The 14,250-nt window shown below is 61.3% G+C and carries 12 protein-coding genes; 6 read left to right on the top strand and 6 right to left on the bottom strand.

From position 1 onward, the window contains the following. Positions 1 to 73: 73 nt before the first annotated feature. The 3 genes from gap to surE form a co-directional block, all read right to left on the bottom strand. Positions 74 to 1,057, bottom strand: a complete 984-nt coding sequence (gene gap, locus T370_RS0118520) for a type I glyceraldehyde-3-phosphate dehydrogenase (protein ID WP_009733258.1) — start codon at positions 1,055 to 1,057, stop codon at positions 74 to 76. Positions 1,058 to 1,217: 160 nt separating this feature from the next. After that, positions 1,218 to 2,141, bottom strand: a complete 924-nt coding sequence (gene fba / locus T370_RS0118515) for a class II fructose-1,6-bisphosphate aldolase (protein WP_005028372.1) — start codon at positions 2,139 to 2,141, stop codon at positions 1,218 to 1,220. 136 nt (positions 2,142 to 2,277) lie between these two features. Then, on the bottom strand, positions 2,278 to 3,030 hold the full coding sequence (surE, locus tag T370_RS0118510; RefSeq protein ID WP_005028371.1) for a 5'/3'-nucleotidase SurE: 753 nt from the start codon (positions 3,028 to 3,030) through the stop codon (positions 2,278 to 2,280). Between the two features lie 189 nt (positions 3,031 to 3,219). Here surE and T370_RS0118505 point away from each other — a divergent pair, with 189 nt between their 5' ends. From T370_RS0118505 to T370_RS0118490, 4 genes are all read left to right on the top strand, one after another. Then, the gene (locus T370_RS0118505; RefSeq protein ID WP_029436624.1) at positions 3,220 to 4,287 is read left to right on the top strand and encodes a 3'-5' exoribonuclease YhaM family protein; all 1,068 of its coding nucleotides are present in this window, start codon (positions 3,220 to 3,222) and stop codon (positions 4,285 to 4,287) included. Continuing rightward, the gene (tmk, locus tag T370_RS0118500) at positions 4,272 to 4,898 is read left to right on the top strand and encodes a dTMP kinase (protein ID WP_005028369.1); all 627 of its coding nucleotides are present in this window, start codon (positions 4,272 to 4,274) and stop codon (positions 4,896 to 4,898) included. The genes T370_RS0118505 and tmk overlap by 16 nt, the downstream gene beginning before the upstream one ends. Before the next feature lie 182 nt (positions 4,899 to 5,080). Next, complete coding sequence (rnhA, locus tag T370_RS0118495; protein ID WP_029436623.1) at positions 5,081 to 5,548, top strand: ribonuclease HI; 468 nt, start codon at positions 5,081 to 5,083, stop codon at positions 5,546 to 5,548. 369 nt (positions 5,549 to 5,917) lie between these two features. Then, complete coding sequence (locus T370_RS0118490; protein ID WP_005028367.1) at positions 5,918 to 7,630, top strand: 30S ribosomal protein S1; 1,713 nt, start codon at positions 5,918 to 5,920, stop codon at positions 7,628 to 7,630. A gap of 181 nt (positions 7,631 to 7,811) precedes the next feature. On the opposite strand, the gene T370_RS0118485 is transcribed toward T370_RS0118490, so the two are convergent. Continuing rightward, entirely contained in the window at positions 7,812 to 8,636 is an 825-nt protein-coding gene (locus T370_RS0118485) for a VanW family protein (RefSeq protein WP_029436622.1), read from the bottom strand. Continuing rightward, on the bottom strand, positions 8,626 to 10,254 hold the full coding sequence (locus T370_RS0118480) for a bifunctional ADP-dependent NAD(P)H-hydrate dehydratase/NAD(P)H-hydrate epimerase (RefSeq protein WP_029436621.1): 1,629 nt from the start codon (positions 10,252 to 10,254) through the stop codon (positions 8,626 to 8,628). The genes T370_RS0118485 and T370_RS0118480 overlap by 11 nt, the downstream gene beginning before the upstream one ends. 331 nt (positions 10,255 to 10,585) lie before the next feature. Between T370_RS0118480 and T370_RS0118475 the strand changes: the two genes are divergently transcribed. Both T370_RS0118475 and T370_RS0118470 read left to right on the top strand, forming a co-directional pair. Continuing rightward, positions 10,586 to 11,971: an FAD-binding oxidoreductase gene (locus T370_RS0118475; RefSeq protein ID WP_005028364.1), complete on the top strand. Its 1,386-nt coding sequence runs from the start codon at positions 10,586 to 10,588 to the stop codon at positions 11,969 to 11,971. Positions 11,972 to 11,974: 3 nt separating this feature from the next. Beyond that, a complete protein-coding gene (locus tag T370_RS0118470) occupies positions 11,975 to 13,273 on the top strand; it encodes a (Fe-S)-binding protein (RefSeq protein WP_005028362.1) in 1,299 nt (432 codons plus the stop codon). 177 nt (positions 13,274 to 13,450) lie between these two features. On the opposite strand, the gene T370_RS0118465 is transcribed toward T370_RS0118470, so the two are convergent. Next, positions 13,451 to 13,939, bottom strand: coding sequence for a GNAT family N-acetyltransferase (locus tag T370_RS0118465; protein ID WP_029436620.1), 489 nt, complete (start codon positions 13,937 to 13,939; stop codon positions 13,451 to 13,453). Between the last annotated feature and the right edge of the window lie 311 nt (positions 13,940 to 14,250).

Below are 14,250 nucleotides of genomic sequence, written 5' to 3'. Positions count from 1 at the left end.
GGGTGGGGTTTGGGGAGGGGAAAGGGAAACTTTCTTTAGAAAGTTTCCCTTTCCCCTCCCCAATCTTCAAAATCTACATCTTCCCGCCTACCATCGTGATCAGACGGAGGAGCTGGTTGGTGAACCCGGCTTCGTTGTCGTACCAGATGAGCACCTTGAGCATGTTTCCGCTCATGACGGAGGTGGAAAGCAGGTCGACGACGCCGCCGTGGGTGTCGCCGTTGTAGTCGATGGACACCAGCGGCTCGTCGGAAACGCCGAAGTTGTCGTTCGCGGCGGCGGTCAGGGCGGCATTGACCTCATCGACGGTCACGTCGCGCTTCATGACGCAGTTCAGGTCCACGATGGACACGTTGGGCGTAGGGACGCGGATGGCGATGCCGTCCAGCTTGCCCTTGAGCTCGGGCAGCACGAGGGCCACGGCCTTGGCCGCGCCGGTGGTGGTCGGGATCATCGACATGGCGGCGGCGCGGGCGCGGCGGATATCCTTCTGGGAACCGTCGAGGATGCGCTGGCTCATGGTGTAGGAGTGGATCGTGGTCATCAGGCCGTGCTCGATGCCGAAGGTATCGTTCAGCACCTTGGCGACCGGGGCGAGACAGTTCGTCGTACAGGAGGCGGAGGAAACCACGTCGTGCTTGGCGGGATCATAGAGGCCGTCGTTCACGCCCATCACGATGGTGATGTCGGCGTCGGATACGGGGGCGCTCATGATGACCTTCTTCGCGCCGCAGGCCATGTGCTCGGCGAGCCCGGCGCGCTTCTTGATGGTCCCGGTGGATTCCACCACCAGATCCACGCCGTAGTCCTTCCACTGCCATTCGTTGGGCTTGCAGCGGGTCACGGCAATGTGTGTGCCGTTGATGATGATGCCGTTTTCGTCATGGCCCACCGTGCCCTTGAAGGTGTGGTGGACGGAATCGTATTTGAAGAGATGGGCCAGAGAAGCGTTGTCCGCGCGGGCATTGATCACCACGGGGAATTCGTTGCGCTCAGCCATAAGGCGGACAAGATAACGACCGATGCGGCCGAAGCCGTTGATTCCGATGCGAGCCATTGGGGTACTCCTTCGATACGCGAAAAGGTTTGCGGCACAATCCTGATGCGCCCGACGCCCGGGCCGGCGCGTCCGCATAAGGAAAGGCGGAACGCCGTATGAAACAAAGGGGAGGCAACCGCGTTACAAGCCAGTGTACCTCCCCCGTGTGACAATTGATTTACGCCTTGCCGGAACAACCCAGCACATGCTTGATCTTGTGCTGGACCATGTCCTTCACGGCCTGCCGCGCGGGCTTCAGGTAGCCGCGCGGATCGAATTCCTCAGGATGCTCGACGAGCTGCTTGCGGATGGAGGCCGTCATGGCCAGCCGGATATCCGTATCGATGTTGATTTTGCAGATAGCCATACCGGCGGCCTTGCGGAGCAGTTCCTCGGGCACGCCCGCCGCCCCGGCGACCTTCCCGCCGTAGGTATTGCACATTTCCACAAATTCCTGCGGAACGCTGGAAGCGCCGTGCAGGACGAGCGGGTAACCGGGCATCAGGCTGCCAATCTTTTCGAGGCGTTCGAAGTCGAGCTTGGCTTCACCCTTGAATTTGTACGCGCCGTGGCTGGTGCCGATGGCGATGGCGAGCGAGTCGCAGCCGGAACGCTCCACGAACTCCACGGCCTGATCGGGATCGGTATAGATGCTGTGCTCGGAAGAGACGTCTTCCTCAACCCCGGCAAGGCGGCCCAGCTCGGCTTCCACCCAGACGCCGTGGGCGTGGGCGTATTCCACGACCCGTTTGGTCACGGCGATGTTCTCTTCGAAGGAGTGGTGCGAACCGTCGATCATCACGGAGGTGAAGCCGCCGTCCACGCAGGCCTTGCAGATGTCGAAATCCGCGCCGTGGTCCAGATGGAGCACAACCGGAAGATCCGCTTCCAGCAGACCGGCCTCAATAAGCTTCACAATATAATTCTGTCCCGCATATTTGCGGGCTCCGGCGGAAACCTGAAGGATGAGCGGGGCCTTTTCCTCGGTTCCTGCCTCCATGATCCCCTGAATGATTTCCATGTTGTTGACGTTGAAGGCGCCGATGGCATAACCTTCTTTGTAGGCCCGTTCAAACATGGCTCTGGGAGAGGTAAGCGGCATAGTTGCTCCTCGCCTCAGCCTTGCGGCTGCGATTGGGATGGTGAAATAAGGCGGCTCCCGCACCGGAAGACCGCAGCGGCGACTCCGCCACACATATTGATGGTCCTATTGTAGCCTATTTCCCGAAGGATTGGAACTAGACGCCGAACCGCTCCTGCAAGCGGCCGAGCAGTTCCCGGTCCGTCCGATCCACCTGAAGCGGCGTGACAGCCACCCAGTTGCCTTCCATCAGGGCGATGTCCGTATCGTCGCCCCCGCTGTCCCGCTTGAGGAAATCGGCGATCCACCAGTAGGGACGCCCGGCGGGGTCCTCGCGGCGTTCGTAGTTCTCGGCCCAACGGCTCTCGGCCATGCGCGCGGCCCGGATGCCCTTGATCTCGGCGACGCGGCAGCGCGGATAGTTGACGTTCAGGACTTTCCCGGCGCAACAGCGCCAGTCCACGGCATCCACCAGCGAGGCGGCGTGACGGGCCAGCGCCTGCGGCGGCTCAAGCTCGGGACGCGGACGCGAGAAGGCCACGGCGGGCAGCCCGCGCAGGGCGGCTTCGGTCGCCGCGCCAACGGTCCCGCTGTAAAAGACGTCCACACCCTTGTTCGCGCCGTTGTTGATGCCCACGACGACCAAATCCGGCGGCTGCGGCAGGAGCGTGGTCAGGGCGAGCTTCACGCAGTCCACGGGCGTCCCCGCGACCGCCGTGCCGCTGAAGCCGGGCTCTTGCACCGGGTACAGGCGCAAGGGATTGTGCAGGGTGACGGAACAGCCCACGCCCGACTGCTCCGTGAGCGGGGCGACCACGTCAAGCTCATGCCCGGCCTCGCACAGCGCGTCGTGCAGCGCGCGGAGACACGGGGAGTGGATACCGTCATCGTTGGAAAGCAAGATACGCACGCAACCTCCCGAAACAGCAAAAACAGTTTTCCCATAGGAAACAGACGGAAAGCCGGAGCCTGGACGGCCCGCAGGCTTTCTGTTGACAACACAGGCGAAAACGGGTGAACTCCCGCCAAACATTCCGACTGTACGGCGATGCTTTCCGCACGGAAAGCCGATCGCACAGTTTTTTATTGTAGGTTGAATATGCAGAAAATACAATCCGCGCCCGACCGCCGGTGGGCCAAAGACGTGGCTCCCGGCGACGAAATCAGAGCGCTGTACCTCATCGGCTCGGCGTCGCAGCTGCAAGCCAAGAACGGCCCGTTCTGGCGGCTTGAGCTGAAAGACGCCTCCGGAGATCTTGAGGCCCGGATCTGGAGCCCCCTCAGCCAGCAGTTTGCGGAGATCCCTTCCGGCGTCATCGCCGAAGTGGAAGGCCGCGCCGAAAGCTTCCGCGACAAATTGCAGGTGAATGTCAACGCGCTGCGCGTGCTCTCCCCGGAAGAAACGGCTTCGGTGGATACGTCCGTTTTCATGGCCTCCAGCAGCCGCCCGCCGCAGGAGATGCTCGACGAGCTCGAAGCCCTCTGCCGCAAGGAATTCACGTACAAGCCGTGGCGCAAGTTCATCCTGTCCGTCCTTGAGGACGAGGCCATCCGCGTCCCGCTGCTCACCGCCCCCGCCGCCAAGAGCGTACACCATGCATGGGTCGGCGGACTGCTTGAACATACGCTTTCGGTGGCGACGCTGTGCCTGCGCTTCTGCGACCATTACCCGGATCTGGATCGCCAGACGCTGCTCGCCGGAGCCATTTGCCACGATCTCGGCAAAATATGGGAATTCTCCGGCGGCCTTGCGAACGACTACACCGACGCCGGGCGGCTGGTCGGGCACATCAATCTGTGCCTCGGAAAGCTTGACCGCCATCTCGCCAAATCCGGGCTCGACGAGGAGCTGATCCTCCATTTCCAGCACCTCATTCTAAGCCATCACGGGCTGTACGAATACGGTTCGCCGCGCCTGCCGCAAACGGCCGAAGCCTTCGCCCTGCACTACGCGGACAACATCGACGCCAAGATCACCCAGAGCCGGAGCCTGTTCGGGGAACTCGAAGACGGCGAAAGCGGCTGGTCGCCCTACCAGAAATCGCTGGAGCGCCAATTGTTCCAGGCCCCCAAGACCCCGGAAGCCGAATCGCGCAAGCCCCGCACTTCAAAGCGCACGGCGGCGGAACCCGAAGCCCCAAGGTTGAACCAGTGTTCATTACTCTAGAAGGCATTGAGGGCTCGGGCAAAACCACGCTCATCGAGAACCTCGCCGACGTGTTCCGCACCCTGAACCATGAGGTGCTGGTGACGCGCGAGCCCGGCGGGTGCGCGCTGGGCCGGGAGTTGCGCCAGATGCTCCTGAATCCGGAAACGGAAATCTGCCCTGAGGCGGAACTGTTCCTGTTCCTCGCGGACCGGGCGCAGCACGTCGCGGAGGTCATCCGCCCGGCGCTGAAACGCGGCGAGGTGGTGCTCTGCGACCGCTACGCGGACTCCACCGTGGTCTATCAGGGCTACGGGCGCGGCCTCGACATCGAAAAACTGCGCTCGCTCAACGACGTGGCCATCGGCGGCCTCTGGCCCGACAGGACCTTTGTGCTCGACATGGACCCCGCCGATGCGCTGAAACGCGCCCGCCGCCGCAACGCGGAGCTGGGCCTCTCCGAAAAAGAGGGGCGTTTCGAAGCCGAGCAGATGCCTTTCCACACCCGCATCCGGGAAGGGTTCAAGCTCTGGGCCGCCCACAACACCAAGCGCATCGTCGTCCTCGACGCCGCCGATTCTCCGGAAGGCCTCATGCATCAGGCTCTGGCGAATATCGATATGTTTGAATAAAATGTGGGGAGGGGGAAGAAGAACGTTCTAAAGAAGGGGGGAGTCCCCCACGTTTTCCTTCCCCTCCACATCCCTCCCCTTTCCTTTCAAAGACTTTTGTATGGGGCGATGGCGGGTTCGGGCCGGTGGATTCTTTCCTTTCCGGCCGGCGTCCCCTGTTTTGTGCCCAAAAAAGAGAAGCTATGCGAAATGTGACGATATTTACGGACGGCTCATGCCTCGGCAACCCCGGTCGCGGAGGCTGGGGCTGCATCCTGCGCTGCGAAGGGCATGAAAAGGAACTCTCCGGCGGCTACGCGCACACCACGAACAACCGTATGGAAATCATGGCGGCCATCGCGGGGCTCGAAGAGTTGAAAGAGCCGTGCGCGGTCACGCTGTACACGGACTCTCAGTACCTGCGCCATGCCGTGGAAAAAAAATGGCTCGCGGGCTGGCGGAAAAACGGCTGGAAGACCGCCGCCAAGAAACCGGTCAAGAACCGCGATCTCTGGGAGCGCCTGCAAGTCCAGCTCGACCGCCACAGCGTCACGCTGGAATGGGTGCGCGGGCACAACGGCCATACCGAGAACGAACGCTGCGATGAGCTTGCCCGCAGCCAGTCCGCCCGCCACGACTTGCCGGAGGACACGGGGTACGAACCGGAATAAAACGTTTTGACGCTGAAAGAGGCATCGCTTCAAAAGGGGTTCACCCTGGCTTTGTTGGTACGGCGGCTCTTCCATTTTCAGGGCGATGTTTCCAATGCCTGTTGCATCTCTTCGCCGCTCCGAAAGCGCCGCCACACAATATCCTTGCCGATTGAATGCCCGTAAAAATGCTGGGGGGCACTTTTTCAAAGGTCCCCTCAGATTTTTTTCTTCTCCGGCCTCTTTATCATAAACGGACAGAAAACGCGGCGATCCCGCGAAATGCTCTTTTCTTCACGTAAAGGTAGCCCTTGCCAGACAAAACGATTCCTGCTATGGATGACGACCTGCAGAATATGCGGGAAATTGATGTGGCCTGGAGGCTGTTTAATGGAAACCATGGAAAACCACGGTATGGACGCGGAATTTAATTTTGAAAGCGCGCTGGAAGACTACCTCAGCACCGACTTCGGTGATCTCGAGGAAGGAACCATCGTCAAGGGCGAAATTGTCCGCGTGGATGACGACAATGTGCTTGTTGACGTGAATTTCAAATCGGAAGGTCAGATCCCCACCGCCGAATTCCGGGATGCCGAAGGCAATCTCGTTGTGAAGGTGGGCGACCGTGTGGACGTCTTCGTCGCTCGCAAGAACGAACAGGAAGGCACCATCACCCTGTCCTTCGAAAAAGCAAAGCGGATGCAGCTCTTCGATCAGCTCGAAGACGTGCAGGAAAAGAACGGCGTCATCAAGGGCCGTATCATGCGCCGCATCAAGGGCGGTTACACTGTGGATCTGGGCGGCGTGGAAGCGTTCCTCCCCGGTTCCCATGTGGACCTGCGCCCCGTGCCGGACATGGACGCTCTGGTGAACCAGGAATACGAATTCCGCGTGCTGAAGATCAACCGCCGTCGCAGCAACGTCATCGTGTCCCGCCGTGTGCTGCTTGAAGAAGAACGCGACTCCAAGCGTCAGGATCTCCTCCAGACCCTCGCCGAAGGTCAGGTCGTTACCGGTAAGGCCAAGAACATCACCGAATACGGCGTGTTCGTGGACCTCGGCGGCCTCGACGGTCTCCTTCACATCACCGATATGTCTTGGAAGCGTATCCGCCATCCTCGCGAAATGGTTACGCTTGGTCAGGATCTCGAACTCAAGGTGCTCTCCTTCGACAAGGACAACCAGAAGGTTTCCCTCGGCCTCAAGCAGCTCGTGCCCGATCCGTGGCAGGACATCACCGCCCGCTTCCCCGAAGCGTCCCGCCACAACGGCAAGGTGACCAACCTTGTTGATTACGGCGCGTTCGTCGAGCTGGAACCCGGCGTCGAAGGCCTCGTGCACATCTCCGAAATGTCCTGGACCCGCAAGCTCCGCCATCCTTCCCAGATGGTCCGTCAGGGCGACGAAGTTGAAGTCGTCATCCTCGGCGTCGATCCCGAGAAGAAGCGCATCTCCCTCGGCATGAAGCAGATCAAGCCGAATCCGTGGGAACTCGTGGGCGAAAAGTACCCCGAAGGCACCATCCTTGAAGGCGTCATCAAGAACATCACCGAATTCGGCATGTTCATCGGCATCGAAGACGGCATCGACGGCCTCATCCATGTGTCCGACATCAGCTGGACCAAGAAGATCCGTCATCCCAACGAGCTCTTCAAGGTCGGCGACACCGTGCAGGCCAAGGTGCTGACCGTGGATCAGGAAAGCGAAAAGTTCACCCTCGGCATCAAGCAGCTGACCGAAGATCCGTGGACCAACGTTCCCACCGCCTACCCCGTGGGCGGCCTCGTGAAGGGCATCATCACGAACATCACCGATTTCGGCCTGTTCGTTGAAGTGGAAGAAGGCATCGAAGGCCTCGTCCACGTGTCCGAACTGAGCAACAAGAAGGTGAAGACCCCCGCCGAACTGTACAAGGAAGGCGAGGAAATCCAGGCCAAGATCATTCACGTCAGCGCTGAAGATCGCCGCCTCGGCCTCTCCATCAAGCAGCTCAAGGACGAGGAAGAACGCAAGAAGCCCCGCGAATACAGCCGTTCCGGCCCCGAAGCCGGCCAGAGCCTCGGCGACCTCCTCAAGCAGAAGTTTGAAGAGTCCGAAAACTAGGCCGCTCGCGGCTTAGCCGACAGCAAATAAAAGAAGCCCGGCGCCTCATGGTGCCGGGCTTCTTCTTTCCCGGGGAAGACACCGGAAAGCGGTTTGTGCGTCTCCCTGCAAAACAGATGCGCCCCCGATCTTCCTTCCCGCGAGTCGGCTTGGGGGAGAAAACGGTGCCCGCGCCCTTCCCTCAGATCTCTTCCATAATCCGATCTTCCGGCACCTCATACAGCACCAGCGCATGGTTCCGCTTGAGGGTTTCGCGCGACAGCAGGTTGCCGCTCCTCTTGTCCACGCACTCGCGGACGATGACATTGTTCCGGTATACCCGATCGCCTTCCCGGACAAAGGTTTCTTCCTCGCTTCTGATGTGCCATGACAACGGCAGATCCGCGTCGGCGCGCAGCTCTCCGCACAGATGCGTATCCGTCGTCCAGACGAGAAGCTGGAACGTCGTCCCCGTCGGGTTCTGAAAGCGGTAATCCAGATAGTTGTAGGAAATGGACGTGCCGATCCCGAAAGGGATCTGCCTTCCGCAGTCGGGGAACAGATCAACCCCATCATGATGGTGGTACTCCACGATACGCAAAGGGGAATGGAGCACCAGCCAGTGCAGAAGGTTGGTGAACTGGCACAATCCGCCGCCGATGCCCTGAGACGGCTGCCCACGCTTGATCATGAGCCCTTCGCGGTAGCCCTTCCGCGCCGAGGTCGCTCCCACGAGCCGCCAGAACGAAAAGACTTCGCCCGGCCTGATGAGCACGCCCGACACTTTCGGCGCGGCAAGCCGCAAATTAACGGCCTTGTTTTCTTGGAGCCGCATGTCCACGTTGCCGAGCCGCCGCCGGATGAGCGAGGCATGGCGATATGCCAGTACCGGAAGCGGCTCTTCCCGCCGCGACCGGGCAAAGGGGCTGGAGCAGCGCAAATCCTGCAAATGCCGGAATGCAATGCCCTTCCAGCGCGAAAGCTCGTATGTAAGCGGGCACAGATCACAAAACAGCTTACGCGCCATCGCCCGCCGCCTCCCTGATCCGCGCCCGGGGCAGCATCTCCGCAATATCCGTCGCCGAGTTGCCGCGCTGGGGGAAGGTCTCACGCAGCAGCCTGCCCGCCCGCGCGTGGAGGTGGACGCCCATGCACGCGGCAAGAAAACTGGAGCTTTCGCAGCCCTCGGAAGGATGCGCGGCGGTCTGCGCCATCAGCGTGCCGAGGCAACCGGAAAGGACATCTCCTGAGCCTCCCACAGCCAGATTGGGCTCCGCGTAGGGGGCGATGGTCACGGGCTGGCTCTCCGTGCCGATGAGCGTCCCCGCGCCCTTGAGAATCCATACGGAAGGGGCCAGACGCCGCAGCCCCACCAGCGCCGCGAAGCGGTCCGCCTGCACCAGCGCGGGCGTCGTATGCAGCAGGGTTGCGGCCTCGCCGGGATGCGGGGTCAGCACGTCACAGGCCCGCAGGGAAGACAACGCCTCGGGATGCATGGCGAGCGCGTGCAGCGCGTCCGCGTCCACCACGGCGGACGGGCGCGAGGGGCACATCAACAGGGCCTGCACGAATGCCGCCGTTTCCGGTTCGCGCCCGATGCCCGGCCCCAGCGCCATCGCCCCGCACTGGCGCAGAAACGGCAGAAGCTCCTCAAGCAATGCCGGGCTCCACCGCACGTTCCCCGCAGGGCCGAGGGCACGGGTCATGATGTCCGGGCAGTCCGCCTTGATGTCCCGGCACAAGCCGTGCGGAGCGGCGACGCTGATCAGCCCGCCTCCGGCACGCAAGGCGGCCCGGGCGGCCAGATGCGGCGCGCCCGTAAGCCCTTCCGAACCGCCCACGATCAAAATGGCCCCGGCGGTCCCCTTGTGCCACCCCGGAGCGGCTTCCGGAAAAGCTCCGGCAATGGCTTTCGTGATCATCTGATAGGAAGCGGGATGCTCCCTCCGCACCATGGCCGGAATGCCGATGGGCCGGATGTGCAGCCTGCCCGTGTACGGCGCGGCTTCCGGCAGGACAAGGCCGGGCTTCGCCGCCTCGAAGGTCACGGTGGCGTGGGCGCGCACGGCGACGGGGCACGGACGCCCGGTCAATCCGGAAAGGCCGGACGGGATATCCAGAGAAAAAATGAAGGCCCGTTGCGCCAGCGCGTTGATCCGGGCCACCAGCCCAAGCTCCAGCGGCCTGAGGCTGCCGGAAAAGCCCGTGCCGAGTATCCCGTCCACGACGATGTCCGGGCCGCCCCGCTCGCAGACGGAAGCGTCGGCATACACATCCCACGGCGTATTGCGGTATTTTTCGGGCCAGCCCGCAGCCGGGGCAAACGCCACGCCGCAACGCCGGGCCAGCCGCACATGCTGCCCCGTCACGCCCCGGTAGGCCCCCAAAGGCCGGGTATGCAGCACAAGCACCTCGGCGCCTCCGTCGTGCAGATGCCGGGCAAGACAAGCGGCGTCCCCGCCGTTGTTGCCGCCGCCCATGAACAACAGGACGCGCTTGCCCGGCATATGGCCTGTTTCAGCCGAAAGCACATGCAGGGCCTCGCGGGAGGCGTTTTCCATCAGCAACAGTTCGGGCAAGCCCAAATCAATGGCGGCCCGATCCCAGCCGGACATTTCCGCCGGAGAGGGAAGCGGTGCGAACATACGAAAACCTCCCGAAGGCCCGGCTGCCATAAAAGAACGCGCGGGCCGTTTTTCCTTCTGTCTTACGGGCCGGAAAGCGAGGGGTCAAGCGGCCCTAACGAGGGACGGTAACAGGATAAAACCTACGCGTGAAACCCTTCACTATTTGACCTTCCCCCAGACATACAGTAATGGTGAATATCACGCCGGATTCCATTTTCAACATCCGGTGGAGCCTTATGAGGCAGCCGGGAGCTGCTGTCGCCAGAACCCCGTCTTTCCTGTGCGAACTGTATCCGGGCCTCGCGGTCCCTCACATACAGCCCCCTCACCATTTGATCCGGAGGAAATCATGCCCAGCGCATCCCTCGTCAAGGAATTCGAAAACCTCATCGGCAAAGAGAACGTCTTCACCAGCGAAGCGGACAGGCAGAGCTACGCCTATGATGCCGCCGTGCTGCCCTCGGTCGTTCCCGGCCTTGTCCTGCGCCCCACCTCCACCGAACAGCTCGGCGCCCTCATTGAGCGCTGCTACGCCAACGGCCTGCCCATGACCATCCGCGGCGCGGGGACCAACCTCAGCGGCGGGACCGTGCCCGACGCCGACAAATCCGTGGTCATCCTGACGCAAGGACTGAACAAGATCATCGAGATCAATGAAGAAGACCTCTTCGCCATCGTCGAGCCCGGCGTTGTGACGGCCCAGTTCGCCGCCGCCGTGGCTTCCAAGGGCCTCTTCTATCCCCCGGATCCGGGTTCTCAGGCCGTCTCCACCATCGGCGGCAACATTGCGGAAAACGCCGGCGGCCTGCGCGGCCTGAAATACGGCGTCACCAAAGATTACGTCATGGGCCTCGAATTCTATGACCACACCGGCGAGCTGGTGAAAAGCGGCTCCCGCACCGTCAAGTGCGCGACTGGCTACAACCTCGGCGGCCTGCTCGTGGGTTCCGAAGGCACCCTCGGCATGATCAGCCGCGCCATCCTCAAACTCGTGCCCCCGCCGCAAGCCTCCAAGGCCATGATGGCCGTGTTCGACAACGTGCAGAAGGCTTCCGAAGCCGTGGCCCGCATCATCGCCGCCCACATCCTGCCCTGTACGCTGGAATTCATGGACAACATGACCATCAACCTCGTCGAGGACGACGTGAAGATCGGCCTTCCCCGCGACGCGCAGGCCATCCTCCTCATCGAAGTGGACGGCCATGCCGGTCAGGTCGCCGATGAAGCCCTCATCGTCGAGGAACAGCTCAAGAAGAGCGGCGCCACGCAGATCGTGGTCGCCAAGGACGCCGAGGAAAAGAACCGGATCTGGGAAGCCCGCCGCAAGGCCCTGCCCGCCCTGGCCCGCTTCAAGCCCACGACCATCCTTGAAGACGCCACCGTGCCCCGCTCCAAGATCCCGGCCATGATGAAGGTCATCAAGGGCCTCGGCGAAAAGTACAACCTCACCGTCGGCACCTTCGGACATGCCGGGGACGGCAATCTGCACCCGACCTTCATGTGCGACAAGCGCGACAAGGACGAATTCGAACGCGTGGAACGCGCCGTCGACGAACTTTTCAACACCACCATCGAAATGGGCGGCACCCTTTCCGGCGAACACGGCATCGGCACCGCCAAGCAGAAGTGGCTGGAAAAGGAAACCTCACGCGGCACCATCGGGTACTCGCGCCGCCTGCGCAAGGCCATCGACCCGAAGGGCCTGTTCAACCCCAGCAAGCTGGTTGGAGTTTAAATCATGGATGAGCTGACCCTTCTCGCCAACGCCCTCATGGCGCTTGACGACAAGCTCGCCGCCTGCATGAAATGCGGCATGTGCCAGTCCGTGTGTCCCGTTTTCGGCGAAACCATGATGGAAGCCGACGTGACCCGCGGAAAGCTCACGCTGCTGGAAAAATTGGCTCACCGTCTCATTGAGGACCCGGACGCGGTCAACGAAAAACTCAATCGTTGCCTCCTGTGCGGCTCCTGTCAGGCGAACTGCCCTTCCGGCGTTTCCATTCTGGAAATCTTCATGGAGGCCCGCGCCATCGTTGCGGCCTATAAAGGCCTTTCGCCCCTCAAGAAGGCCATCTTCCGTACCCTGTTGCCGAATCCGAAACTGTTCGGCTTCCTGCTGAAGATCGGCGCTCCTTTCCAAGGGCTGGCCATGCGCGACGACAACAACGCGCAGGGCACCGCCACGTGTTCCCCGCTGCTGCGTCCGTTCCTCGGCGAACGCCACATGCAGCCCCTCGCCAAGCAGACCCTCAGCGCCAAGATCGGCGCGGTGAACTCCCCCGCCGGGAAAAGCCGCTGCAAGGTGGCCTTCTTCCCCGGCTGCATGGGCGACAAGATCTTCACCAACGTTTCCGAAGCCTGCCTCAAAGTGTTCGACTACCACGAAGTCGGCGTCTATCTGCCTACCAACTATTCCTGTTGCGGCATTCCCGCCCTCTCGTCCGGCGACCTTGAAGGTTTCGAAAAGATGGTCATGCACAACGTGGACGTATTGAAGGAAGGCTCCTTCGATCTCATCGTCACGCCCTGCTCGTCCTGTACGGAAACCATCCGGTCCCTGTGGCCCAAGATGGCGGGCAAAATGCCCTACAAGTACCGCGACGCCATCAATGAGCTCTCCCAGAAGGCGATGGACATCAACGCCTTCCTCGTGGATGTGCTCAAGGTGAAGCCCCGCGCGTCCGGGCGCCACGGCCAGACCAAGGTGACCTATCACGAGTCCTGCCACCTGCTCCGCTCTCTCGGCGTCAGCGCGCAGCCCCGTGAGCTTATCCGCATGAACCCGGATTACGATCTCGTGGAGATGAAGGAAGCCGACCGTTGCTGCGGTTGCGGCGGCAGCTTCACGCTTTCCCACTACGATCTGTCCCGCAAAATCGGTCAGCGCAAGCGCGACAACATCGTCGCCAGCGGTGCGGAAGTGGTCGCCACCGGCTGCCCCGCCTGTATGATGCAGCTTTCCGACATGCTCGCCCACAACGGCGACAGCGTGACCGTCAAGCACACGATCGAAATCTATGCCGACTCGTTGAAATAAGGGGAGCCTCCGGCGGCAAGGGTGGCTACCGCCCCCCTTGACCCCCTGTCCGGGGGGAATGATTCCCCCCGGACCCCCTCAAAGGCGAAAAGAAACGGTTCCCATGCAGCTTACGCCGCATGGGAACCGTTTCTTTTCGCTTGGGGAACTCCAAGTGTCGTATTCTAGAAGAACGTACTAACGAGAAAACTCCAGAATCATGTCATACCAGACGGCCCCGCCATGTTGCGACAGGGAAACGCCCAGATTCCTGAAACCGAATCGGGTATAATATGGCAGGAGATGCTCCTTGCACGTCAGGATGCAGCCGCAACGCCCGTCTTCGCGGGAATGTTCGATGAGCGCCCGCATGAGCTGCCCGGCATACCCTTTGCGCCTGTGTTCCGGCAATACGTCCAGCCCGAACACGCTCTGCCATTTCCCGTCTTCCTTGTGGAGTTCGGCCTGCTCGAACATGACGTCGGAAATGGTACGGTCATCCGTCACCATGCCGTTTACAAAGCCGATGAGTCTCCCCCCATCCTCCAACAGAAGGAAATGACGGGGAAAAACCTTGAGCCGGGCGGCAAACGATTCCCGTGTGCCTGCCTCGCTCGCGGGAAAACAGATTGCTTCGACCCGGCAAATAGCATCCAAATCATCCTGTGTAGCCGTCCGTATCCGCATGAACTCCACCTTGCATCAATATATTCCTAAAACCCAATCCGGCTTTCAGGAAAACGCCTTTCCATCCCGATTCCCTTTCCCAGAGGGCGCCGCCCTTAGAGTATTTTTTCAAATTACATGTAATTCCAATATAATAAAAAAACACTCAAAGACCAATACGCTCCTTTCCCAATGATACGCCGGACAAAGATAAACAACAAATCCTCCCCCGACCGGACAAGAGGGATTCGATAAAGCCAAAAGTCTTGGGAGGGGAAAGGGGGAGGTTTGGAGGGGGGAAGGGGGACCTTTCTCCAGAAAGGTCCCCCTTC

The organism is Bilophila wadsworthia ATCC 49260, assembly GCF_000701705.1.
GTDB classification, from domain to species: domain Bacteria; phylum Desulfobacterota; class Desulfovibrionia; order Desulfovibrionales; family Desulfovibrionaceae; genus Bilophila; species Bilophila wadsworthia.
Note: the sequence above shows the minus strand (reverse complement) of the source record. Positions and strands in the feature narration are given on the sequence as shown.